General features: G+C 55.9%; 24 protein-coding genes. 12 read left to right on the plus strand and 12 right to left on the minus strand.

Annotation, left to right across the window (positions count from 1 at the left end):
* Window positions 1–117: 117 nt before the first annotated feature.
* From ACR0BF_RS10985 to ACR0BF_RS11015, 7 genes are all read left to right on the plus strand, one after another.
* Complete coding sequence (locus tag ACR0BF_RS10985; protein ID WP_209503925.1) at window positions 118–1,158, plus strand: substrate-binding domain-containing protein; 1,041 nt, start codon at window positions 118–120, stop codon at window positions 1,156–1,158.
* Between the two features lie 88 nt (window positions 1,159–1,246).
* On the plus strand, window positions 1,247–2,719 hold the full coding sequence (pstC, locus tag ACR0BF_RS10990) for a phosphate ABC transporter permease subunit PstC (RefSeq protein WP_480624900.1): 1,473 nt from the start codon (window positions 1,247–1,249) through the stop codon (window positions 2,717–2,719).
* Window positions 2,716–4,047 (plus strand): phosphate ABC transporter permease PstA, encoded by a 1,332-nt coding sequence (pstA, locus tag ACR0BF_RS10995; RefSeq protein ID WP_480472770.1) that lies wholly within the window; start codon window positions 2,716–2,718, stop codon window positions 4,045–4,047. The genes pstC and pstA overlap by 4 nt, the downstream gene beginning before the upstream one ends.
* Window positions 4,048–4,059: 12 nt before the next feature.
* Complete coding sequence (gene pstB / locus ACR0BF_RS11000) at window positions 4,060–4,857, plus strand: phosphate ABC transporter ATP-binding protein PstB (protein ID WP_480624901.1); 798 nt, start codon at window positions 4,060–4,062, stop codon at window positions 4,855–4,857.
* Between the two features lie 16 nt (window positions 4,858–4,873).
* Window positions 4,874–5,575 (plus strand): phosphate signaling complex protein PhoU, encoded by a 702-nt coding sequence (gene phoU, locus ACR0BF_RS11005; RefSeq protein ID WP_480472766.1) that lies wholly within the window; start codon window positions 4,874–4,876, stop codon window positions 5,573–5,575.
* Between the two features lie 12 nt (window positions 5,576–5,587).
* Window positions 5,588–6,277 carry a phosphate regulon transcriptional regulator PhoB gene (gene phoB, locus ACR0BF_RS11010; RefSeq protein WP_480472764.1) on the plus strand — a complete coding sequence of 230 codons (690 nt, stop codon included), beginning with the start codon at window positions 5,588–5,590 and terminating at the stop codon, window positions 6,275–6,277.
* A 177-nt stretch (window positions 6,278–6,454) separates the two neighbouring features.
* On the plus strand, window positions 6,455–7,222 hold the full coding sequence (locus ACR0BF_RS11015; protein ID WP_480624902.1) for an SDR family oxidoreductase: 768 nt from the start codon (window positions 6,455–6,457) through the stop codon (window positions 7,220–7,222).
* Here ACR0BF_RS11015 and ACR0BF_RS11020 read toward each other — a convergent pair.
* The gene (locus ACR0BF_RS11020; RefSeq protein ID WP_480624903.1) at window positions 7,219–8,088 is read right to left on the minus strand and encodes an acyl-CoA thioesterase; all 870 of its coding nucleotides are present in this window, start codon (window positions 8,086–8,088) and stop codon (window positions 7,219–7,221) included. The genes ACR0BF_RS11015 and ACR0BF_RS11020 overlap by 4 nt on opposite strands.
* Before the next feature lie 51 nt (window positions 8,089–8,139).
* On the minus strand, window positions 8,140–9,354 hold the full coding sequence (locus ACR0BF_RS11025) for a serine hydrolase domain-containing protein (RefSeq protein ID WP_480624904.1): 1,215 nt from the start codon (window positions 9,352–9,354) through the stop codon (window positions 8,140–8,142).
* Window positions 9,355–9,571: 217 nt separating this feature from the next.
* Between ACR0BF_RS11025 and ACR0BF_RS11030 the strand changes: the two genes are divergently transcribed.
* Entirely contained in the window at window positions 9,572–10,195 is a 624-nt protein-coding gene (locus tag ACR0BF_RS11030; protein ID WP_480472758.1) for a DsbA family protein, read from the plus strand.
* Between the two features lie 7 nt (window positions 10,196–10,202).
* Here the strand turns inward: ACR0BF_RS11030 and ACR0BF_RS11035 are convergent, their stop codons facing one another.
* Together ACR0BF_RS11035 and ACR0BF_RS11040 are read right to left on the minus strand one after the other, a co-directional pair.
* A complete protein-coding gene (locus tag ACR0BF_RS11035) occupies window positions 10,203–11,237 on the minus strand; it encodes a phosphotransferase family protein (protein WP_480553499.1) in 1,035 nt (344 codons plus the stop codon).
* Between the two features lie 14 nt (window positions 11,238–11,251).
* Window positions 11,252–12,070, minus strand: coding sequence for an SDR family oxidoreductase (locus ACR0BF_RS11040; RefSeq protein WP_480624905.1), 819 nt, complete (start codon window positions 12,068–12,070; stop codon window positions 11,252–11,254).
* Between the two features lie 151 nt (window positions 12,071–12,221).
* Between ACR0BF_RS11040 and ACR0BF_RS11045 the strand changes: the two genes are divergently transcribed.
* From ACR0BF_RS11045 to ACR0BF_RS11055, 3 genes are all read left to right on the plus strand, one after another.
* The gene (locus ACR0BF_RS11045) at window positions 12,222–13,223 is read left to right on the plus strand and encodes an NADPH:quinone oxidoreductase family protein (RefSeq protein ID WP_480624906.1); all 1,002 of its coding nucleotides are present in this window, start codon (window positions 12,222–12,224) and stop codon (window positions 13,221–13,223) included.
* A gap of 123 nt (window positions 13,224–13,346) precedes the next feature.
* Complete coding sequence (gene aroQ, locus ACR0BF_RS11050) at window positions 13,347–13,796, plus strand: type II 3-dehydroquinate dehydratase (RefSeq protein ID WP_480623029.1); 450 nt, start codon at window positions 13,347–13,349, stop codon at window positions 13,794–13,796.
* Complete coding sequence (locus ACR0BF_RS11055) at window positions 13,793–14,548, plus strand: autoinducer binding domain-containing protein (protein ID WP_480624907.1); 756 nt, start codon at window positions 13,793–13,795, stop codon at window positions 14,546–14,548. Before aroQ ends, ACR0BF_RS11055 begins: the two co-directional genes overlap by 4 nt.
* 354 nt (window positions 14,549–14,902) lie before the next feature.
* On the opposite strand, the gene tsf is transcribed toward ACR0BF_RS11055, so the two are convergent.
* The 5 genes from tsf to ACR0BF_RS11080 form a co-directional block, all read right to left on the minus strand.
* Window positions 14,903–15,778 carry a translation elongation factor Ts gene (tsf, locus tag ACR0BF_RS11060; RefSeq protein ID WP_480624908.1) on the minus strand — a complete coding sequence of 292 codons (876 nt, stop codon included), beginning with the start codon at window positions 15,776–15,778 and terminating at the stop codon, window positions 14,903–14,905.
* A 77-nt stretch (window positions 15,779–15,855) separates the two neighbouring features.
* Window positions 15,856–16,638 carry a 30S ribosomal protein S2 gene (gene rpsB / locus ACR0BF_RS11065; RefSeq protein WP_480472744.1) on the minus strand — a complete coding sequence of 261 codons (783 nt, stop codon included), beginning with the start codon at window positions 16,636–16,638 and terminating at the stop codon, window positions 15,856–15,858.
* A 166-nt stretch (window positions 16,639–16,804) separates the two neighbouring features.
* Complete coding sequence (gene olsA / locus ACR0BF_RS11070) at window positions 16,805–17,641, minus strand: lyso-ornithine lipid O-acyltransferase (protein WP_480624991.1); 837 nt, start codon at window positions 17,639–17,641, stop codon at window positions 16,805–16,807.
* Window positions 17,642–17,645: 4 nt separating this feature from the next.
* On the minus strand, window positions 17,646–18,401 hold the full coding sequence (gene olsB / locus ACR0BF_RS11075) for an L-ornithine N(alpha)-acyltransferase (protein WP_480517008.1): 756 nt from the start codon (window positions 18,399–18,401) through the stop codon (window positions 17,646–17,648).
* Between the two features lie 102 nt (window positions 18,402–18,503).
* Window positions 18,504–18,686 (minus strand): DUF3553 domain-containing protein, encoded by a 183-nt coding sequence (locus ACR0BF_RS11080; protein WP_050602459.1) that lies wholly within the window; start codon window positions 18,684–18,686, stop codon window positions 18,504–18,506.
* 42 nt (window positions 18,687–18,728) lie between these two features.
* Between ACR0BF_RS11080 and ACR0BF_RS11085 the strand changes: the two genes are divergently transcribed.
* Window positions 18,729–19,325 (plus strand): histidine phosphotransferase family protein, encoded by a 597-nt coding sequence (locus tag ACR0BF_RS11085; protein ID WP_480472738.1) that lies wholly within the window; start codon window positions 18,729–18,731, stop codon window positions 19,323–19,325.
* Here the strand turns inward: ACR0BF_RS11085 and ACR0BF_RS11090 are convergent.
* From ACR0BF_RS11090 to obgE, 3 genes are read right to left on the minus strand one after another with little or no spacing between them, the layout of a single operon-like run.
* The gene (locus ACR0BF_RS11090) at window positions 19,322–20,584 is read right to left on the minus strand and encodes a glutamate-5-semialdehyde dehydrogenase (protein ID WP_480493170.1); all 1,263 of its coding nucleotides are present in this window, start codon (window positions 20,582–20,584) and stop codon (window positions 19,322–19,324) included. The two genes, ACR0BF_RS11085 and ACR0BF_RS11090, sit on opposite strands and share 4 nt — an antisense overlap.
* A gap of 32 nt (window positions 20,585–20,616) precedes the next feature.
* Window positions 20,617–21,723 carry a glutamate 5-kinase gene (proB, locus tag ACR0BF_RS11095; protein ID WP_480493171.1) on the minus strand — a complete coding sequence of 369 codons (1,107 nt, stop codon included), beginning with the start codon at window positions 21,721–21,723 and terminating at the stop codon, window positions 20,617–20,619.
* Window positions 21,711–22,745, minus strand: a complete 1,035-nt coding sequence (gene obgE / locus ACR0BF_RS11100) for a GTPase ObgE (protein ID WP_480624909.1) — start codon at window positions 22,743–22,745, stop codon at window positions 21,711–21,713. Before obgE ends, proB begins: the two co-directional genes overlap by 13 nt.
* Window positions 22,746–22,761 lie beyond the last annotated feature (16 nt).

Here is a 22,761-nt window from a genome sequence, read left to right on the forward strand (position 1 = left end):
TCGAGAGTTGTCATAAAAGCGTTACACACTTGTCACAAAAGGCTTACGCACGGCCCCTAGGGGTGCACGCAGGATCATCATGGGGGTGATCAATCATACCTTTTCAAGGAGACTGAAATGTCCTTTGTGAAACTGTCGGCTTCTGCGCTGGCAATCGCCGCCGTCTCGGCAACCACCGCCGCTGCCCGTGACAACGTTCAGGTTGCCGGTTCGTCGACCGTTCTTCCATATGCCTCGATCGTCGCGGAACTGTTTGGTGAGAACACCGACTTCCCGACCCCGGTTGTTGAATCGGGCGGTTCGTCAGCTGGTCTGAAGCGTTTCTGTGAGGGTGTTGGTGAAAACACCATCGACATTGCAAACGCATCGCGCGCGATCCGTGAAAAAGAAATCAAAGCCTGCGCCGAAAACGGTGTGACGGACATCATGGAAGTCCGCATCGGTTATGATGGCATCGTTTTTGCAAGCCAGCAGACCGGTCCTGCCTTCACCGCTTTTGAACCTGCTGACATCTTTAACGCTTTGGGCGCAAAAGTTCTGAAAGACGGTGAAGTGGTTGATAACCCTTACACCACCTGGGCTGAATTCAACCCCGAACTGCCTGATGTAGAAATCGCGGGCTTTATTCCGGGTACAAAACACGGCACCCGTGAAGTGTTCGAAGAAAAAGTTCTGCTGATCGGTTGTGAAGCGACCGGCGCGATGGAAGCCATGATTGCTGGCGGCATGAGCGAAGACGACGCAGAAGATGCATGTCTGGCTGTACGTACCGACGGCAAGGCGGTCGACATCGATGGTGACTACACCGAAACGCTGGCGCGTATCGACACCAACCCCAATGGCATCGGCATCTTCGGCCTGGCGTTCTACGAGAACAACACCGACAAGCTGAAAGTGGCCACCATGTCGGGTATCGCTCCTTCGACCGAAACCATCTCGACCGGTGAATATCCGGTTTCGCGCCCGCTGTTCTTCTACGTAAAGAAAGCCCATATTGGCGTGATCCCCGGCCTGAAAGAATATGCCCAGTTCTTTACCCACGACGAAATCGCAGGCGCTTCGGGTCCTCTGGCAAACTATGGTCTGGTTGCGGACCCTGAGCTGGCAAAAACTCAGGATGCAATCGCCAACGAAGTAACCATGGGTTCGGGCAGCTAATCCCGCCTTTGGTTCGAAATACCGGGGGCGGCATTTATGTCGCCCCCACATTTTTCAGCTTTCCCGGCCAAGACCAAATGGGGGTTTCATGCCGATAGTATGGCTCGTTCTGATCGTGCTTGCGATTGCTTCAGTCGGTTACGTGTTGGGGCGCACACGCGCCCTGCAAAGCGCCACAGGAGATATCCGAGCTTTGCACTCGCTGCCGTCGTATTATGGAGCAAATGTCGCTCTCAAGACGATCGTACCCGCATTTGGCCTTATGATCCTCTGGTTGCTGGTACAACCGCTTTACGTGAACTCTCAGGTATCCGAAATGATCTCGAGTTCCGCCATCGAAGACGGCGCGTCCCTCAATCTGGTCATGGCCGAGGTCCGTCGCACCGCGTACGGCTTGGATAACGCAGTTGCCGCCGGGCAGATACCCGAGGAACTGGCGCGCAACGAGCGCGCGGATGTGATCGACATGACCCAGCGTCTGAAGGATGCCGGGCAGGTGGTGACGTCGGATATCACGCAACCTGTGCTGCGCGCGGCGCAAAGCTATCGGATCATGAATGCGACCGGCTATTCGATCATGACAGTCGCCGTCATACTGACGGCACTCGCCGGTGCTGCGGTCAGCTGGCTTCAAACCCACGCGGAATACCGCGCGCGCAATGTGGTCGAGCAGGGCGTGCGAATCCTGTTGCTGGCAGCTGCGTCCATCGCAATTCTGACTACTGTCGGGATCGTCCTGTCCCTGGTTTTCAACACTTGGGAATTCTTCAAACTCTACCCTGCTACCGATTTCTTTTTCGGCACGACTTGGGCCCCCAGTTTTTCGGGGCGCGGCGGGTCGTCTGAACTTGGCATTCTTCCCCTGCTGTGGGGGACATTCTATATCTCGCTCGTTGCCCTTCTGGTGGCTGTCCCGATCGGGCTGTTCGCCGCGATTTACCTCAGCGAATACGCGTCACCCCGTGTCCGCGCCGTAGCAAAACCGCTGCTCGAGATACTGGCAGGTATCCCGACCATCGTTTACGGCCTTTTTGCGCTGCTTACCGTTGGTCCCCTTTTGCTTGGACTGTTCGGGGATGACGGGCTTGGCTGGATGAAGGCTGGCACGGCAGTCATGACCGCTGGGTTGGTCATGGGCATCATGCTGATCCCGTTTGTGTCCTCGTTGTCGGATGACATCATCAACGCGGTGCCGCAGGCTCTGCGCGACGGTTCTTACGGATTGGGTGCAACGCAGTCCGAAACCATCCGTCAGGTTGTTCTGCCAGCGGCGCTTCCGGGTATCGTGGGGGCGATCCTGCTGGCCGCATCGCGCGCCATAGGTGAGACAATGATCGTGGTCCTTGGGGCAGGGGCCGCAGCGCGGCTGAGCCTGAACCCGTTTGAAGCCATGACGACGGTCACCGCAAAAATCGTGAGCCAGCTGACCGGAGACGCGGATTTCGCATCGCCCGAAGCGCTTGTAGCCTTTGCACTGGGCATGACCCTTTTCACCCTCACGCTTGGGCTGAACATCTTTGCCCTCTACATCGTGCGCAAGTATCGGGAGCAATACGAATGACCGACGCCAGCATGCAAAGCCCTGAAACAGGTCATCGCTCAGTCTCGCTGACTGTAGGGGATGCACATACCAAAAAACGTGCAAATGCAGAGAAACGATTTCGGGCATACGGGATTGTCGCTATTGCAACGGGCCTGTTCTTCCTAATCGTTCTGTTCGCCTCGATCCTGTCGCAAGGTATTCCGGCCTTTCAGCGCACTGTTGTCAGCGTGGATTTCACCTTGTCCGCTGCGCAGCGAGACGAGGCGGAAAGTACGTTGTTCAAGACCAAGGCCTATTCCAACCTGTTCATCGCTCAGCTGAGCAAGGAACTGGAGGACCAAGGGATCAGCGTTGATTTCGACGAAGCGGCCATCGAACGTCTTCTTGGTAAAATCGGCGGTACAATCCGAACTTACTATGCCGACAACCCCGGCAAGCTGGGTGATCCGGTCAAGTTTGATCTGGCCGCCTCTAGCCGGGTCGACGGGTATTTCAAAGGCCGCGTGTCTCGTGACACCTTGCAGGACAGCCGTTTTCTACAGCTAAGCGATCTGGATCTGGTTGATGCGCTGGAACAGGCGGGCATCATCAAGCAGGCCTTCAACTGGCCGTTCATCACCGGCGCGGATTCAGGCGTTGACAACCCGGGCGGTGCGGGCATCGGGGCCTCGGTCATTGGGTCGTTTTTCATGATGCTGGTGGTTTTGGGCCTGTCACTGCCTATTGGTGTGGCTGCGTCGATTTATCTTGAAGAGTTCGCCCCGCAGAACAGGTTCACCGACCTGATTGAAGTGAACATCTCGAACCTTGCAGCCGTGCCGTCGATTGTGTTCGGTATTCTGGGTCTGGCCGTGTTCATCCAGTTCATGCACCTGCCACAATCGGCACCGCTGGTAGGTGGTCTGGTTCTGACCCTCATGACATTGCCGACGATCATCATCTCGACCCGCGCCTCGCTGAAAGCGGTTCCACCGTCGATCCGTGATGCAGCGTTGGGGGTAGGGGCCTCGAAAATGCAGGCTGTGTTCCACCACGTGCTGCCTTTGGCCGCGCCGGGCATTCTGACCGGCACCATCATCGGTCTGGCACAAGCCTTGGGTGAAACTGCACCGTTGTTGCTGATCGGCATGGTAGGCTTTGTGGCGCGGGGATATCCCGACGGGTTCCTTGCCGGCTTTACCGAGCCGAACTCGGCAATGCCCGCCCAGATTTACACTTGGGCCGCACGCGCTGATGTCGGGTTTTACGAAAAGGCCTGGGGCGGCATCATCATCCTTTTGATGTTCCTGCTGACCATGAATATCATCGCTATCATCCTGCGCCGCCGCTTTGAACGCCGCTGGTAATTGGGGGCAACAATGAACGACATGACACGAGTGGAGAGAACCGTGGACTCCAAAGACATCAAGATCAACGCGAAGAAGGTTCAGGTTTATTACGGTGAAACCCACGCCATCAAGGACGTGAGTGTTGAGATCGAAGACAAGACCGTCACGGCTTTTATCGGCCCTTCGGGTTGTGGAAAATCGACCTTCCTGCGGTGTCTGAACCGGATGAACGACACCATCGATATCTGCCGTGTCGAAGGCGATATCCTTCTGGACGGTGAAGACATTTATGACAAGCGGGTCGACCCCGTACAGTTGCGCGCCAAAGTGGGCATGGTGTTTCAAAAACCGAACCCGTTCCCCAAGTCGATCTACGACAACGTGGCCTACGGTCCGCGCATCCACGGACTGGCGAAGAACAAGGCGGAACTGGATGAAATCGTTGAGAAATCCCTGCGCCGAGGCGCGATCTGGGATGAGGTCAAGGACCGTCTGGATGCGCCCGGCACGGGCCTTTCAGGGGGGCAGCAGCAGCGTCTGTGTATCGCGCGCGCCGTGGCAACCGAACCGGAAGTCCTGTTGATGGACGAGCCGTGCTCGGCGCTGGACCCGATTGCAACCGCGCAGGTCGAAGAGTTGATCGACGAATTGCGTTCGCGATATTCGGTTGTGATCGTCACCCATTCGATGCAGCAGGCCGCGCGCGTCAGCCAGAAAACGGCCTTCTTCCACCTGGGAAATCTGGTCGAATTCGGTGAAACCGGGCAGATTTTTACTAACCCGGTCGATCCGCGCACGGAAAGCTACATTACAGGTCGTATCGGCTAAACACAGGTATCAAACAATGAGCGAACAACATATTGCATCTGCTTTTGACCGCGACCTCGAAACAATCCAGGCGCATATCATGAAGATGGGCGGTCTGGTTGAGGCCGCTATCATGAGCGCGGCGCGCTCTCTAGAAAGCCGTGACGTTGAGCTGGCCCAGGATGTGCGGCAAGGTGACAAGGCCATCGACGCCTTGGAAGATCTGATTGATGAGGAAACCGCGCGTCTGATTGCCTTGCGCGCGCCCACGGCCAGTGACCTGCGTTTGGTTCTTTCGGTCCTGAAGGTATCCGGCAACCTCGAGCGGATTGGTGATTATGCGAAGAACATCGCCAAGCGTACGACCGTTCTTGCCAATGCGGGCGAGATCAGCGGCAGCGCCGCTGCCTTGCGCCGCATGGCGCGCGAGGTCGAACGTATGCTGCGCGACGCGCTGGACGCATATATTCAGCGCGACGCGGAATTGGCCACCGACGTCATCAACCGCGATGAAGAGGTCGACCAGATGTATAACGGCCTGTTCCGCGAGCTCCTGACCTTCATGGCCGAGGATCCGCGCAATATTTCCGCCTGTATGCACCTGCATTTCATCGCCAAGAACATCGAACGTATGGGCGACCATGTAACCTCGATTGCCGAGCAGGTGGTGTATCTGGTCACAGGCGACCGCCCGACCGAGGCTCGGCCCAAGGCCGACATAACGTCGCAAACAGCGTAGGAGACGCTTCAGATGTCCGCAGATCAACCGACAGTATTGGTGGTCGAGGATGAGCTGGCCCAACGCGAGGTGCTGGCCTACAACCTTGAAGCCGAGGGTTTTCGCGTCTCAAAAGCAGCCAACGGTGACGAAGCTATGTTGCTGGTCGACGAAGACTGCCCGGATATCATCGTTCTGGACTGGATGATGCCCAACCTTAGCGGGATTGAGGTTTGCCGCCGACTCAAAAGCCGTCCGGACACACGTTCTATCCCGATAATCATGCTGTCGGCCAGATCAGAAGAGGTAGACAAGGTTCGCGGGCTTGAAACCGGTGCCGACGATTACGTGGTCAAGCCATATTCGATCGTCGAACTGATGGCGCGTGTTCGAACACAACTGCGCCGCGTTCGACCGGCAACTGTTGGCTTGCGACTGCAATATGACGACATCATTCTGGATTCGGAAACCCACAAGGTCAGCCGCGACAGCAAGCCCTTGAAACTGGGCCCAACCGAATTCCGGCTTCTCAGCACGTTCATGGAAAAGCCGGGCAGGGTCTGGAGCCGTGAACAATTGCTGGATCGGGTCTGGGGACGCGACATCTATGTCGATACACGTACGGTTGATGTTCATATTGGACGCTTGCGCAAAGCCTTGACGCAACATGGCGGGGTTGATCCTGTTCGCACAGTCCGCGGTGCTGGTTACGCATTGGGATAACACGCATCAGACTTGTTTTGGTCGAATTTGTTTGATCACTGATTGCGGTTGTATCTGAGTAATTCTCCGCCGTGTCAAATAACGTATAATTGGTATTATGGTAAAATAGCAGGACTTGTAATACGGAACGCAAGCCAACACTTTGAAAACACTGTAACGAACCTGCCCGGAATACGCATGGAGCTTGAGAACAAAACTGTCGTTATCACCGGCGCTGCCCAAGGCATTGGTCGTGGTCTTGCAGAACGGTTTTCCCATGAAGGAGCACGTGTTGTTTGCTCGGATGTCGATATCGCTGGTGCTAAATTGGTTGCGGAACAAACCGGTGGTCAGGCGTATCCCTGCGACGTTTCCAGCGAAGCGCAGATCAAGAATCTCATTGATTTTGTAGAAGAAACTGTCGGTCCAATTGACCTGTTTTGCGCAAATGCCGGAATTCTGACGCTTGGTGGTCTCGATGTTGCGGACGAAGATTGGGATCGGATCTGGAAGATCAATGTAATGTCCCATGTTTGGACTGCCCGCCATCTGGTTCCACGCATGGTTCGTCGCGGCGGCGGATATATTATGATAACTGCGTCTGCGGCAGGTTTGCTGAACCAACCTGGTGCAGCCCCGTATGGGGTTACTAAACACGCCGCTGTAGGATTTGCCGAATGGCTTTCGCTGACATATGGCGCTGAAGGATTGAAAGTCTCGGTCCTGTGTCCGCAGGCTGTGCGTTCAAGAATGACTGAAGGACATGAAATCTCAGTAGCTTCGATTGATGGAATGCTCGAGCCCAGCGATGTGGCTGACTCCTGCGTACAAGCTATTAGAAATCAACAATTTTTAGTTCTACCTCATCCACAAGTCGCTGACTATTTGAAGTTCAAGGCGGCTGACTATGACCGGTGGCTAAGTGGAATGCAGAAGTTAAATCAGAGATTTATAGACAACACTTAAGGTTGCGCGCGAACTCTGCGCATCAATCCTTCCTGTGCAACAGATGCAACAAGTGAACCGTCCTCGGAATAGATCGATCCACGGTTAAAGCTGCGTCCCTGCCCCGTCCACGGCGAATCCATCACGTACAGATGCCAGTTCTGAAAATTCACCGGCGCGTGAAACCATAGCGCGTGGTCCAGACTTGCGCCGTTGAACTCTCCGCTAAACCAGCTCAGACCGTGAGGCCGCAATCCAGAGGACATCAGGTTCATGTCAGACGCATAAGCCAGCAGTAAGTGCTGCGTTCTGGCATTGACCGAAGCGGCAGCGGGCATACGAAACCAGGTCTGGTTTCGATCATCAGAGACTTTCGGTGTGAATGGGTCCAGATGATCGACTTCCCGGACCTCGATCGGGCGTTCGCGCAGCAATTCGCCCCTCAACCTTTCGGGAACACGTTCAACGTATGTTTTACGCAATTCAGATCGGGACGGGTACGTTTTTGGTGCGTTCACGACGGGCATCGGATGCTGATGGTCCCAGCCTTCGTCCCGGACATGAAAGGACGCCGACATGTTCAGGATTTGTTTTCCATGCTGAATTGCAACCACGCGGCGGGTTGTGAAAGAACCTCCGTCTCGCGCTCGATCAACTTGATAAATAACGGGTTTCTCAGGATCGCCCGGGCGAATGAAATAGGCGTGCAGCGAATGACACAACCGTTCTTCTACAGTTCGATATGCCGCAGCCAGCGCTTGCGCAATGACCTGCCCGCCAAATATGCGTGTTGGCGTTTCACCGCCCGACCCCGTCCCGCGAAACAGATCGACCTCAAGCCGTTCAATATCCAGAAGATCCAGTAAGATACGTTCCGCTTCGGTCATCGTCTGCTCGCAAGTTGTGTCGTCCGGCACCGGGTATCAGCACAGAGGAAATCATTCAATCATGGCGGCATGGACCAGCGCCTTGAGTTCGGCACGGGATGGGTACGAACTTGACGGGGACAATTGGGTAAAGAAAATCGCCGTCAGGTCATTCTGCCAGTCAATCCAGAAATAGGTCGACGCCATTCCACCCCAACTGAAATCCCCGATAGAGCCGGGAACCCTTACCAGACCGGGATTCAGAACAACCGCACCGGCCAGCCCAAAGCCCATTCCTTCCATCGGTTGCTCTGCAAAACTCTGCGGACCCATTGATGCAATGTCGCCGGGAAGGTGATTGCGCATCATGAAATCAACTGTTTTCGGACCAAGTATGCGGCACCCGTTCCCGGCCCCCCGGTTTCGAAGCATGTCCGCGAATTTTGCATAATCATCAATCGTCGAGATCAGACCGCCACCGCCGGAAAAGGTCGTCGTGTTTTCGAACGGGGATTCTAGGTGGGAATCGAATAGTCTCAGGCTTTCGCTGCCGTGATCCGCGGAATTCAGCGCCATCGCGTCGCCAGCCAATGGGGTGTAGAGCGATGCGAAACGATCCCCTGCCCCAGCGGGTATGGAAAAACCTGTTTCTCGCATGTTGAGTGGCTCAAGGATTTCGCTTCGAAAGAACTGCTCCAAGGACTGGCCCGAGACCACCTCGATCACACGACCCAGCACGTCAATACCGACCGAGTATTCCCAGCGTGCAGCGGGTTGGAACGCCAGTGGCAGCCCTGCCAGATCGCGCACAAGGTGTTCCAGAAGTCCCTGATTGGGTTTGAAAATAAGGTCCCGTTCATCCATCGCATGGGGTAAAAGCCCGGGGTTGAACGGATAGCTTAACCCACTGGTATGCGTCAGTAACTGATGCAGAGTGGGAGACGGTGCAGCCTCGGTCTGATCTAGTCTCTCCGCCCCCGGTACCAGCGCGTGCATATCTTTGAATTCAGGTAGAAATTCAGAAACAGGCGCGTTCAGGTGAACTAGTCCACGTTCGACCAATGTCATCAACGCGACTGATGTGACCGGTTTGGTCATGGAATAAATGCGCACCAGCGTGTCGCGTTGGAATGGCCGGCCAGTCTCCAGACTGCTGACACCACTGGCATGAAAAAAGGCTTCGTCCCCTTTGTGGCGCAGCAAAAAGGATGATCCGGCATATTTGCGCTGCTCAACATAGCTCTCCATCCAATGGCTAAGCCGATCCAGCCGGGTTTGATCAAACATGGATTGCCTGTGGGACATTTAGATATTTCCGTTCGGTGTTAAGCAGTGACTGTTTAAGCTTGTGACCTGAAATAACAGCAAAAAGCTGCGTGTTGCAGAGAAATTCGTGATCAGACTTCCTCAGCGTGCCTCACAATGAAATGTTAGACTGATTTCGACGCAGATTCGCCTGAAGTTCAATGAACAAGATTTCAAGGGACCGAAACGGAGGAACCCTATGACGCGGACCATAGATTTTATTTACGATTTTTGCAGCCCGAACGCGTTTCTCGCCCATAAAATGCTCCCCGATCTTGCCGAGCGCTATGACGTAAGCATTACTTATGTTCCTGTCCTGTTGCCTGCGGTGTTCAAAGCGACGCATAACCAAAGCCCGTTTCAGGCATATTCCGAAAACCGCCAGAAAACGGCCTATTTGACGCATGATCTGCATAGGTTTGCCCGCCGTCGTGGGCTGAGCTTTCATATGAGCCCGCATTTTCCGATCAATACCAAACTTGCCATGCGAGGCGCGTGTTTTGCTAATGGAAAACCTTGGGAAGTCAAATATATAAACGCGATTTTTGATGCTATTTGGGTACATGGTCAGAAGGCGGACGAGATCGGTGTCCTAACGGATATTCTGAACGAAAACGACTTGCCCGTTCGCAAAATTCGCGAAGCCATGACAAGTCCCGACGTTAAACTGAAACTGAAAGAGAAAACTAAATCGTCGGTTCGGCGTGGCGTGTTTGGGGTTCCCAGCATGTTCACCGGGGCCGAATTGTTTTTTGGAAAGAACAGTCTGCCAAACCTTGAAGTTGAGCTTTCAAGGCAAGATAGTGACATAAAAACAGCTTGATAGGTCGTCACTCTAATGTGGACTCAAGAGCTTTCAGGCCGTGCTGGGCGAATATAGGAACATATGCGCCAAAAGCCTTTGCGCGGTCGGGGTCTGACGCATTCCCATCCAGCGCGCGTTTGTAGACACCCTGTAGAATGCCCGCCATACGAAAGAAATTGAAGCCCAGATAAAAGCCGAAATTGTCTATGCCATCCAGGCCTCGACGTTTGCAGTATTGGGCAATGAATGCCTCATCGCTGGGCAGGCCCAGACTATTTCGATCCACACCCGCCAGCCCCCGGCCCTGTTTTCCCGGCGGCAACTGCCATTGCATGATTACTGCGGCAAGATCCGAATAAGGGTGACCGATCGTTGACAGTTCCCAATCCAGCACCCCGATACAATCCGCCCGGTTTGGCGCGAACATCAGGTTGTCGATGCGGTAATCCCCGTGCACCAGCGTGCGCTGCCCGTCATCGGCCGGTACCGAGGTTTCGAGCGCAGTGGCCAGTGCATCCATTTCCGCAATGGCCGAGGTTTCGGACGCGCGGTATTGCCTGGTCCAGCGAGCGATCTGACGCTCGTAATAGTTGCCAACCGGCCCATAGTCAGACAGGCCAACGGCATCGATATCCATCATATGCAGCTGGGCAAGAACCCTGTTCATCTCGTCAATGATGGCGGCGCGAGTCTCGTTGCTTTCTTTGGGCAGGGTTGGGTCTGGAAACACCCTGCCCTGCAAACGCTCCATCACATAAAAGGCCGAGCCGATGACGCTGTCGTCTTCACACAGCAGATACATCTTGGGCACTGGAACCTCGCTTCCGGCAAGGGCGCTTTGAACCCGAAATTCGCGATCAACGGCATGTGCCGATTTCAGCAATATTCCGGCGGGTTTTCGGCGCAGCACATAGGCTTTCTCCGGCGTGCGTAACTCAAACGTCGGGTTGGATTGCCCTACGTCAAATTTCCTCGCCTCCAATGGCCCGTTGTAGCCGGAAAGATGAGCGCTCAGATACGTATCTACTGCCGCCAGATCCAGATTGGTTTCGGTTTTCATTGGCTGTCTTCCCGTCACAGGGCCTCGGCAAAGATGTTTCCGGCGGTCACAACGTTGATCCCACCCGAAACCGGGATCACTGCGCCTGTCACATAGCTGCCGCCGCGACCGCACAGGAACAACATACAGCCTGCGATATCCTCGTCCCGTCCGACGCGACCCAGAGGTACAGACTTGCCAACCCGTTCTCTGGTATCCTCATCGGCTGTCGCAAAGGCCGTCATGCGCGACACAAACGGTCCCGGAGCGAGTGCGTTCACCGTGATGTGGTACGGTGAAAGTTCCTTGGCCAAGACCCTGGTCAGATGCAAAACCGCAGCCTTTGAGGCCGAATAGCTGTAGGCCCCATCGCCCATAGGGACTTCACCCATGACTGACCCCACATTGACAATGCGCGCCGGGTCTTCGGCGGTGCCTGATTTCATTAGCATTGGCAAAAGCCGCTGGGTCAGTTCGAATATCCCTGTCACGTTGACAGACATGACCTTTTCCCATGCATCGTAGGGAAACTGCCCCAAAGGGGCACCCCAGGACACCCCCGAGTTGTTCATCAGGATGTCCAGTTTGTCCGTACGCGCGTGAATGTCAGAGACCAGCTTGCCTATACCGGCTGCGCTGCCAATGTCACCGGCAAAGCCTTCGGCGCTGCCCGGCGCGTCCAGCGCGTTCAGTTCTGCGGCGACCTCGGCACAGGCGTCTCCTTTTCTTGAGGCAATGAGCACGCGCGCGCCGGCACGAACCAGCGCCTCGGCTGCCATGCGGCCAATACCTGTCGCTCCACCTGTTACCAAAGCGGTTTTGCCGTGAAGCGAAAAGAGGGTGTCGGGGGTCATTTTGTGCTCCTCAGTTTCTTTGGCACCAGTTCATCGTGATACATATTGCGCTCCTCTTGCCGTTGCGGCAGGCGTTGGACCGTAGCGTTGACAAAAAACCATGCTGCACCAAAACTTCCTCGACACAAAGTACAGGCAGATCAGAGGCGGTATGCAAGCATTACTCAGCGTCGCACCGGGTGGTCCCGAAACCCTGGAGCTTACGACCCTACCCGACCCGAAACCGGGCAAAGGTCAGCTTTTGATCGGTGTGAAAGCAGCGGGCGTGAATTTTCCGGACACGTTGATTATCCGCGATCTGTACCAGATGAAGCCGCCACGGCCCTTTGCTCCGGGCGGTGAAATTGCGGGTGAAGTTCTGGCTGTGGGCGAAGGCGTCAATGGATTTAAGCCAGGCGACCGTGTTTTGGCCCTAACCGGGCATGGTGGATTTTCGACCCATGTCACACTCAAGGCGGACACTGCAATCCGAATTCCTGATGCGATGCCCTATGAAGATGCCGCCTGTTTCATTTTCACCTACGGCACGTCCTACCACGCGTTGAAGGATCGGGCGGAGATTCAACCCGGTGAAACCCTGTTGGTACTGGGTGCCGCCGGAGGTGTGGGGTCAGCCGCCATTGAACTGGGCAAAGCCATGGGTGCCAGGGTGATCGCAGCCGTTTCATCACCTGAAAAGGCCGAATTCTGTAGCCAGATTGGTGCCGATGACGTGGTGATTTACCCGCGCGACATGGACAAGGATGCGCAAAAAGCCTTCTCAGCCGAAGTTAAGAAACTTGCCGGGCCTGACGGCGTAGACATCGTCTACGACGCTGTTGGGGGTGCGCTGGCCGAACCGTCCCTGCGCAGCATGGCTTGGAACGGTCGTTACCTTGTCGTCGGTTTCCCAGCGGGCATTCCGCGGATTCCCTTGAATCTGGCCCTTTTGAAAGGATGTCAGATCGTTGGTGTGTTTTGGGGCGCGTCAGTATTCCGCGACCCGATCGGCCATGCTGACAACATCAAGAACCTGTTCGATCTGTACACAGCCGGGAAAATCAAACCGCGGATTAGCGCCCGGTTCCCGCTTGCCCGCGCGCACGAGGCGCTTGAACAATTGTCGCAACGATCCGTTCTGGGAAAAATCGTTGTCACCATGGAGGAAAATTGAGGCCGGGAACAAAATGGCGGCCCGATTCCCACACCGGTTTTTCGACTGTACTCGATCCGGCAAAGTCAGGTAGACAACCCAACCTTTAGGCGTCTATGTACCATTCATGGGGATCGTGAAGACATGCACAACGTTTTGGTATTGAATGGCCCAAACCTCAACCTGCTTGGCACACGGCAGCCCGAGGTTTACGGCAGCACCACTCTGAAGATGATCGAGGAGGAGTGCCAGCGCCATGGCACGTCCATTGGCCTTGAAGTCTCGCATCTGCAATCCAACCATGAGGGTGTGTTAATTGATGCGATCCATGGCGCTCGCGGTATGCAGGATGGCCTTGTGATAAATGCGGGGGCGTTCACACACACATCGGTTGCGCTGATGGATGCCATCGCGTCAGTTGAACTGCCGGTTGTCGAAGTTCACCTATCCAACATCCATGCAAGGGAAGCATTCCGGCACAAGTCCTATATCGCGCCTGTCGCTCTGGGGCAGATCTGTGGCTTTGGCGCCCAAGGTTATGTTCTTGCACTGGACGCACTGGCCGCCCATCTGAAAGCAGGTGATACGGCATGACCCTCAGGGAATATCTGCGATTTGTCAGCTATGCCAAAACCCTGGAAGACCTGTGGGATGCGCATTGCCGACAAATGGCGGAATACGGGCTTGATCGTTTAATCTACGGCCATACGCAATACAGGACGGCAACCTCATTGGGCGATCCAGAGGATTTTGTCATCCTGACCAATCATAACCGCGCCTATGTGGACGGTTTCATCAAGGACGGTTTGTATTTTCACGCCCCCATGTTGAAATGGGCGCTGGACAATGAAGGCGCCGCCAGCTGGAGAATGTTGCTGGACATGCACTCTCGCGGGTCGATGACCGATAAAGAGCGCGAGGTTTTCGAGTTCAACAAGTCCATGGGTGTTGTTTCTGGTTACACCATCAGCTTCAACTCGGTCTCGGTGCGCTCCAAAGGGGCGATTTCCTTGTCCGCCAAGGAAGGGATGAGCCAGGAAGACATTGACGCAATCTGGCAGGAGCACGGCGAAGACATTCTTTTGATGAACAACGTTGCGCATCTGAAGATCCTGACCTTGCCTTTCAACCCTCCGAACCGGGCCCTGACAAAGCGTCAGCGTGAGGCGTTGCAATGGGTCGGTGACGGCAAAACCACGCAGGACATAGCCCTGCTGATGGGCCTGACAGCGGCAACTGTCGAAAAGCATCTTCGACTCGCCCGTGAGGCGTTGTCGGTCGAAACGACTGCTCAGGCTGTTTTAAAGGCATCTTTGCATAATCAGATGTTCATTATGGAAGCTTAGGAGTGTTTTTGTGACGCCATCCAGCGTCAGTTTACCCTAGGTAAGGAAATCACTACTTTTCAAATCTAACCTAAAAGTTGCAAAGTGAGAGTGTTCCGTGAGTGGTGGCTTTAGCCAGGGAACATTCGATTGGATCTTTGCGATTTCAAAGCTCTCCAATCACTCTGACAAGGGGGCGCCTATTCGTACGCGTACCTGTGTCGGAATTTTGGGGGGCCTCGACCATCCCCATCATGCGGGGCCCTCCAATCCTTCACTTCTTTGCGAATTCTATGATGTGCCACTAACAAAAAAGGGCTACGCAATGCGTAACCCTTTCATTTTGTTCAGCAAGGCCCCAGTCGGAGCCGTTCTTTAGCCCTGAGCGGCTTTTGCGACTTCGGCAGCGAAGTCTTCTTTTTCCACAACGATGCCTTCGCCAACCTCCAAGCGAACGAAGCCGGTGATGGTTGCGCCTACTTCTTTTGCAGCGGCTTCAACGGTCAGATCAGGGTTCACAACGAATTGCTGGCTCAGCAATGTCGATTCGGCGACGAATTTCTTCATGCGGCCTTCGATCATCTTTTCGATCACCTGCTCCGGCTTGCCGGATTCGCGGGCGATGTCCATCTGAACCTGCTTTTCCTTCTCGACAATTGCCGGGTCCATGTCGGCCTCAGATAGGGCAGCCGGGTTCACAGCGGCGATGTGCATCGCAACCTGCTTGCCGATAGCCTCATCACCACCCGACAGTGCAACCAGCACACCGATTTTGCCCATGCCGTCGGTCGCAGCGTTGTGCACATAAGACACAACAGTGTCGCCTGACAGTTTGGCCATGCGGCGCACCGACATGTTTTCGCCAATGGTGGCGATCTTGTCGGTCAGGGTATCGGCAACGCTTTTGCCGCCCAGATCAGCCGCCATCAGCGTGTCAATACCGTCCACGCCTTCAGCCGCGTTTGCGATCTTGCCGACCATTTCCTGGAACTCAGCGTTTTTCGCAACGAAGTCGGTTTCCGAATTCACTTCGACAGCAACGCCGTTGCCACCGCTGACGTGAACAGCAACCAAACCCTCTGCCGCGGTACGACCAGATTTTTTGGCTGCTTTGGCCAGGCCTTTGGTACGCAGCCAGTCAACGGCGTCGTCCATGTTGCCGCCGGTTTCGGTCAGCGCTTTTTTTGCGTCCATCATGCCTGCGCCGGTCGAGTCGCGCAGTTCTTTAACCATTGCTGCTGTGATTGCCATCTTTTGGCTCTCCTCAATTCAAACGGAATTGGGGCAGGTCACACCCTGCCCCATATGTCATTTACGTGACGGGCAGCTTACGCTTCGGCAGGAGCTTCTGCGGCTTCTTCCGCAAGAGCTTCTTCAACCGGAGCTTCTTCGAATGCGCCTAGGTCTACGCCTGCTGCGCCCATCTGTGCGGTCATGCCGTCCAGAGCGGCGCGTGCGACCAGATCGCAGTACAGAGCGATTGCGCGTGCTGCGTCGTCGTTGCCGGGGATGATGTAGTCAACGCCGTCGGGCGAGCAGTTGGTGTCGACAACAGCCACAACCGGAATACCCAGTTTGTTGGCTTCTGCGATGGCCAATGCTTCTTTCTTGACGTCGATGACGAACAGCAGGTCCGGAACGCCGCCCATTTCGCGGATACCACCTAGCGACGCCTGAAGTTTGCCCTGGTCACGTTCCATGCCCAGACGCTCTTTCTTGGTCAGGCCTTCTGCGCCCGATTCCATGGCTTCGTCGATCTGGTTCAGACGGTTGATCGACTGGGAAACGGTTTTCCAGTTGGTCAGCGTGCCGCCCAGCCAACGGTGGTTCATGTAGTACTGAGCCGACTTTTCAGCCGCTTCAGCGATCGGGCCAGCGGCCTGACGCTTGGTACCAACAAACAGAATGCGGCCACCCTTTGCGACGGTGTCACGAACAGCCTGCAACGCCTGATCCAGCATCGGAACGGTCTGGGTCAGGTCCATGATGTGAATACCATTGCGCGAGCCGTAGATGAACGGGCCCATGCGGGGGTTCCAACGCTGTGTCTGGTGACCAAAGTGAACGCCAGCTTCCAGCAGCTGACGCATGGTGAACTCGGGAAGAGCCATGCTATTTTCCTTTTCCGGTTTACGCCTGGGCGGGGGTGAAAGAAGCGGACGCTCCAACCGGCGGTCTTGATGAGGATGTCTCCCTCAAAAAGGCCAAACCCCGCCTGCGGGTTTGAATGGCGCGCGTATAAGGCAGGTTTGCGCGCTACGCAAGGCCCAATCGCCCTTATTTTTCAAGCTGCGCCAATGCGTGCGCATGCCTGACAGCGTCTTCACAATGGGCGGCCAGAGCCTTGCGGTTTTCAAAGTCGCTGACCCGCGCTGGCGCATGATAGATTAGTTCAACAGTTCCTTGCCGACGTGCGCCAAGGGTCTTCAGCAAATGCGGCCCGAACTCCATATCCCCCCACCAGCCATAAAAGCGTTTTGGCTGGCCTTTGGGCGCGTGAAACACCACGGAAACGGGTTGGATATACATGAAATCACGCAATTCATCCGCGAAGAACGCAGCGAAAAGCGTTGTTTTGAAAGGTAAAATTCGAAGTCCATCTGTTGAGGTGCCTTCGGGGAAGAACAACAGTTTGTGACCCACCTTCAGGCGGGTTTCAAAAAGTTTGGTTTGTTCCTTGGCTTTCTTGCGATCCCGTTCGATGAACAGGGTTCCGGTCGCACGGGCCAGCCAGCCGATACCGGGCCATTTGGCGACTTCTGCCTTGGAAACAAAATAGACCCTCTTGCGCGCGTTCAGAGCAAAGATATCCAGCCAGGATGTGTGGTTTGCCACCACTGCCCCCCTCTCTTTCATCAGCTCGCCTGATGTGCGAAACCCGATGCCAAGAATTCGAAACGCGTTGCGGCAGACAAACTGCGTGATGAACGGCGTGACAGGTCGCCGGACGCCGAAAAACGGATACTCTATCAAGCGAACAGTCAGAAGGATGATCAGGCCACCAAAGACAAGGGCCGCTAGCGGTACTCCACGCAGAATGGCCAGAACCCATCCAATAAAGCCCAGCTCGATCGGGTCGGGCGCGTCTTCACTATTCCAGAGCGGGTCGTTCATAGCGTCACGCCCCGCCATAAATTCGACGCTGCCGTTCATTCATGCGCGTCGTGTCGAGGATCAGGCAAACATCCGTTGTGTTGAAGGTGTGGTCGATAAAGGCGCCCTCGCCCACGAAACCACCCAAGCGCAGGTAGGCTTTGATCAATGCTGGCACCTGAACCATGGCGGCGCGGCGGTCCAAAGCCTCTGGTTTCACAAGGTCCATCGACTGAAAAACATCGGGCTGCGCCCGTACGCGCAACTCTGGCGGAGCCAGATGGTTGTGGTGAAGCATCGACAAGGGTTGCGCCAATGTGGCCACGTTTGTTCCGTGAAAACTCGCAACGCCGAACAAGACTTCAATTTCACGTTCCGCTACATAAGCGGCCAAACCGTTCCACAGGTGGTACATTGCCGTACCCCCACGGTAGTCGGGATGCAGGCACGACCGTCCCAACTCCAACAGTTTGCGCCCACTGTTCTTGAGAACGGTCAGATCATATTCATCTTCGGAATAGAATTGCCCCAGTTCCGCAGCACGTTCGCCCGGTAACATCCTGTAGACGCCAATAATTTCGCCGGTGTGATCATCATACGCCAACATATGATCGAAATACGGGTCGAAACGGTCTTTCTCGAGGCCAGCATCGTGATCAACCATCTCTCCACCGCCCCCCAACTCGCGCACGAAGACGTCATAGCGCAGGCGTTGAGCTGCTTGCAGGTCGGCTTCGGTCTCGGCCAGTTTTACGGTGAAAGAAGGGCCAGTATCCGGCATATGGGTTGATCCGTATTCTATTGGCTGCTGATACCGCAGTTATTCGGCCAAAGGCAACAAGCCCCGCTTCGGTCAGCGCTGTTAACCTTTCCTAAACCACTTTCACGGATCAAAGACCGGCATCAGGGCGATGCGCGTACCGTCGATCACCACTTTCCCCTGCTCGCGAAAGTTCACGGTGATCTTGCCTGCAATGTTGGACTGAACCTGTCCGACGCCCCATTCGGGAAAATCCGGGTGGCGGACAAACATGCCCGGTGCAAGTATAGCATTCATGTCTGTCATAGGGGCCTCCGGGACGTGCGGCAGATACAGTCGGAGGTACGCATGGGCGAGAGCAACGTCAACCTGGCCGAATTGATCGGTTCGCGGATTTGCCATGATCTGATCAGCCCGATCGGGGCGATCACCAACGGGCTTGAGCTGTTGGATATGGTGGGCTCCGTACAGGGGCCCGAGATGGAGCTGATCTCGGGCAGCGTCGGAAGTGCCGGGGCACGTATTCGCTTTTTCCGTGTTGCCTTTGGCTCGAGCAGTGATCACCCGCTTGGTCGGGCCGAAGTAACCGAACTGCTGAAAGATATCGAGCGTGCGGGGCGGATACGGGTCAATTGGAACCTGACCGGGCCTGTGCCCCGTAATCAGGTCAAACTGGCCTTTCTGGCGCTTATGTGCTGTGAAAGCGCCATGCCGCTTGGCGGCGCGGTCGAGATCGTTAATCAGGGCAACAATTGGATCGTGACCGGGGTTGCAGACAGGTTGAATGTCGATGGTGATCTTTGGAAGAACGTCGTGACAGGTCGTTTTCCCACCAAAATCACGCCCGCGCACGTTCAATTCGCGTTGCTGCCTAAAACGGCGGCTGCGATGGGTCGGCGGATTGCCGTTGAAACCTCGGCAACCCGCGTGTCACTTCGGTTTTAAGCCCGGATCGTTCCGTTCCCGCGTACGAGATATTTGAAACTGGTCAATTGCGCCGCCCCGACCGGCCCGCGCGCGTGCATCTTGCCCGTCGCGATTCCGATTTCTGCCCCCATGCCAAATTCACCGCCATCCGCAAACTGGGTCGAGGCATTATGCATCAGGATTGCGCTGTCGAGACGCTCAAAGAAACGGGCTGCTGCTGCGTCATCCTCGGTCATGATGCAATCAGTGTGGTTTGAGCCGTATTGCTGAATATGAGCAATCGCAGCGTCGATATCGGCAACGGGCTTCGCCGCGATCACGCTGTCGAGGAACTCTTTTCCCCAGTCATCCGCCGTAGCAGCAACTGTACTCTCTCCAGCGAGAACACCGTCGGCGTGAACCTCGACACCTGACTGGACCAGTGCCGCAACGACGTCACGCCCCAGTGTGTCGGCGACATCCTGATGAACCAGCAAGCATTCAGCGGCTCCGCAAATACCAGTGCGGCGGGTCTTGGCATTCAGTACCACTTCCAGCGTTTTCTGCGGATCAGCAGCCTTGTCGACATAAATGTGCACGATGCCTTCGAGATGAGCAAAGACCGGCACACGGGCTTCTCGTTGTACAAGGCCCACCAGTCCCTTGCCACCGCGTGGAACGATGACGTCGACATAGTCGGTCAGCGTCAGCAACTCCTGCACTGCAGCGCGGTCGCGTGTGGGCACCAGTTGGATGGCGTCTTCGGGCAGGTTCGCGGCCTTCAGCCCTTCGACCAGACAGGCATGGATCGCGGCTGAGGAATGAAAGCTCTCGGATCCGCCGCGCAGGATTACCGCATTGCCCGATTTCAGACACAGCGCCCCGGCATCCGCAGTCACGTTGGGTCGGCTTTCGTAGATCACGCCAATAACCCCTAACGGTGTCCGGACGCGTTGGATGTTAAGGCCCGTGGGCATATTCCATTCTGACAGAACCTCACCCACCGGGTCGGCCTGATCTGCGACGGTTCTCAGCCCGTCGACCATGCCCTGAATACGCGCCTCATCAAGCATCAGGCGATCCATCATTGCGGGGCTCAGACCCTTGTCGCGGCCGAATTCCAGATCTTTTTGATTGGCTTCGATGATCCGTGCCCGATTGGCCCAAACCGCATCTGCGGCTGCAATCAGCGCTGCGTGCTTTCGTTCAGCTGTTGCGAAAGCCAGTTCACGCGAAGCGGCTTTGGCACGTTTCCCAAGATCTTCCATCAGAGCAGGAATGCTGTCGAAGTCTTTCATATCGCGTGCCTTTCAGATCATCTTATTGAAAGTTAAAGGGCCAGGTCGTCCCGGTGGATGAGGGCTGCACGGCCTGGATAGCCCAGCGTCGATTCAATCTCAGAAGACTTACGCCCCTTGATCGCATCGGCTTCCTGCGCCGTATACCGGCTGATCCCCTGAGCCAGACGACGGGACTCCAGATCAAGGATGGCGACAGGATCGCCACGACCGAAATCTCCGGTCACTTCCACAATCCCGGCAGGTAGCAGGCTTTTGCCATTGGCCAGTGCCTTGGCCGCCCCCTCGTCCACTGTGATCTCACCCCGAGGTTTCATTGCCGAAATCCAGCGTTTGCGGGCTGCATGTGGATCCAATGTCGCAGTAAACCATGTGGAATTGGCACCGTTTTCGAGCGTTTTCAGAGGGTTCAGAACCGACCCTTCAGTAATTGCCATGGCGCAACCACCAGCGGTTGCCATCTTGGCCGCCAACAGCTTTGTCTTCATCCCGCCTTTGGACAGGCCCGATCCCGCATCACCAGCCATAGCTTCAATCTCAGGTGTGATCCTGTCGATTGTCTCGAAGCGCGTCGCCGAGGAATCTTCTTTTGGATTACCGGAATAGAAACCATCCACATCCGACAGCAGAATCAGTTGGTCGGCGCCTACTGTCACGGCGATTTGCGCGGCAAGGCGGTCATTGTCGCCATACCGGATTTCGTCCGTTGCGACCGTGTCGTTTTCATTGACGATCGGAACGACGCCCAACCCAAGCAAAGTTTCCAAGGTTGCGCGTGAGTTCAGATACCTGCGGCGATCTTCGCTGTCTTCAAGTGTCACCAGAACCTGCGCCGTGGTGATCCCATGGGGTGCCAACGCTTCTTCATAAGCGCGTGCAAGCCGGATTTGCCCAACCGCAGCAGCAGCCTGTGACTGTTCCAAGGGCAGTGCCGCCATCGGCAGGCCCAGAACGCCGCGACCCAGTGCAATCGAACCGGACGAAACAAGGATTACATCTTTCCCCTGCCCCTTGAGCCAGGAAACATCCTGCGCCAACGACAGCAGCCAGTCAGACCGCAGCAGGCCAGTGTCGCGATCAACCAGCAAAGCCGACCCGATTTTTACCACCAGACGGCGTGCCGAGGTCAGGGTTGCCAAGGCTGTACCTCCTCAGCGGGTTTCTGACGCACACGGTTGTCGTCAATCTGGCTGCGCAGCGCCCGCAGAACTTCGGTTACACCCAGATGCGCCACACCGGACATCGTCATGACGGGGCCGCCCACGGCCTCCTCAAGCTCTGCGACGGCATGGGCACGTTCTTCGTCATCCAGCGCGTCGATCTTGTTCAGAACAGTGATCCGGGGCTTTTCAGCCAGCTCGCCGCCATAGGCTTCCAGCTCGTGAATGATCGTGCGGTAATCATCGGCGACCGTCGCAGAGGTGCCGTCGACCAGATGCAACAACACGGCACAGCGTTCCACGTGACCCAGAAAACGGTCACCAATGCCACGGCCTTCATGAGCACCTTCGATCAGGCCCGGGATATCGGCCACAACAAATTCGACGTTGTCCACGCCGACAACGCCAAGATTGGGGTGCAGCGTGGTAAACGGATAGTCGGCAATCTTGGGCCGCGCATTCGACGTGGCCGCCAGAAAGGTCGACTTGCCTGCATTCGGCATACCCAAAAGACCCACATCGGCGATCAGCTTGAGCCGCAGCCAGATTGTGCGGTCAATCCCCGCCTGCCCCGAATTGGCGCGGCGCGGGGCCTGATTTGTGGCAGATTTGAAATGCAGGTTGCCAAACCCGCCATTGCCGCCCTTGGCCAGCAGAACACGTTGCCCGACTTCGGTCAGGTCGCAGATGACGGTTTCTTCGTCTTCGTCCAGGATTTCAGTGCCAACCGGCACACGCAGAACGATATCGTCCCCATCCTTGCCGGTGCGTTGCTGCCCCCGGCCCGGTTGCCCGTTTTTGGCGAAGAAGTGCTGCTGATAGCGGAAGTCGATCAGGGTGTTCAGCCCATCCACAACTTCGGCCCAAACAGACCCGCCTTTGCCGCCGTCCCCGCCATCGGGGCCGCCGTATTCGATAAACTTTTCGCGTCTGAAGCTGACGCAGCCGCTACCGCCGGCCCCGGACCGGATGTAGACCTTTGCGAGATCGAGAAATTTCATGTGTGTCCCCTACTGC

It is taken from the genome of Ruegeria sp. AG7 (genome assembly GCF_056541545.1).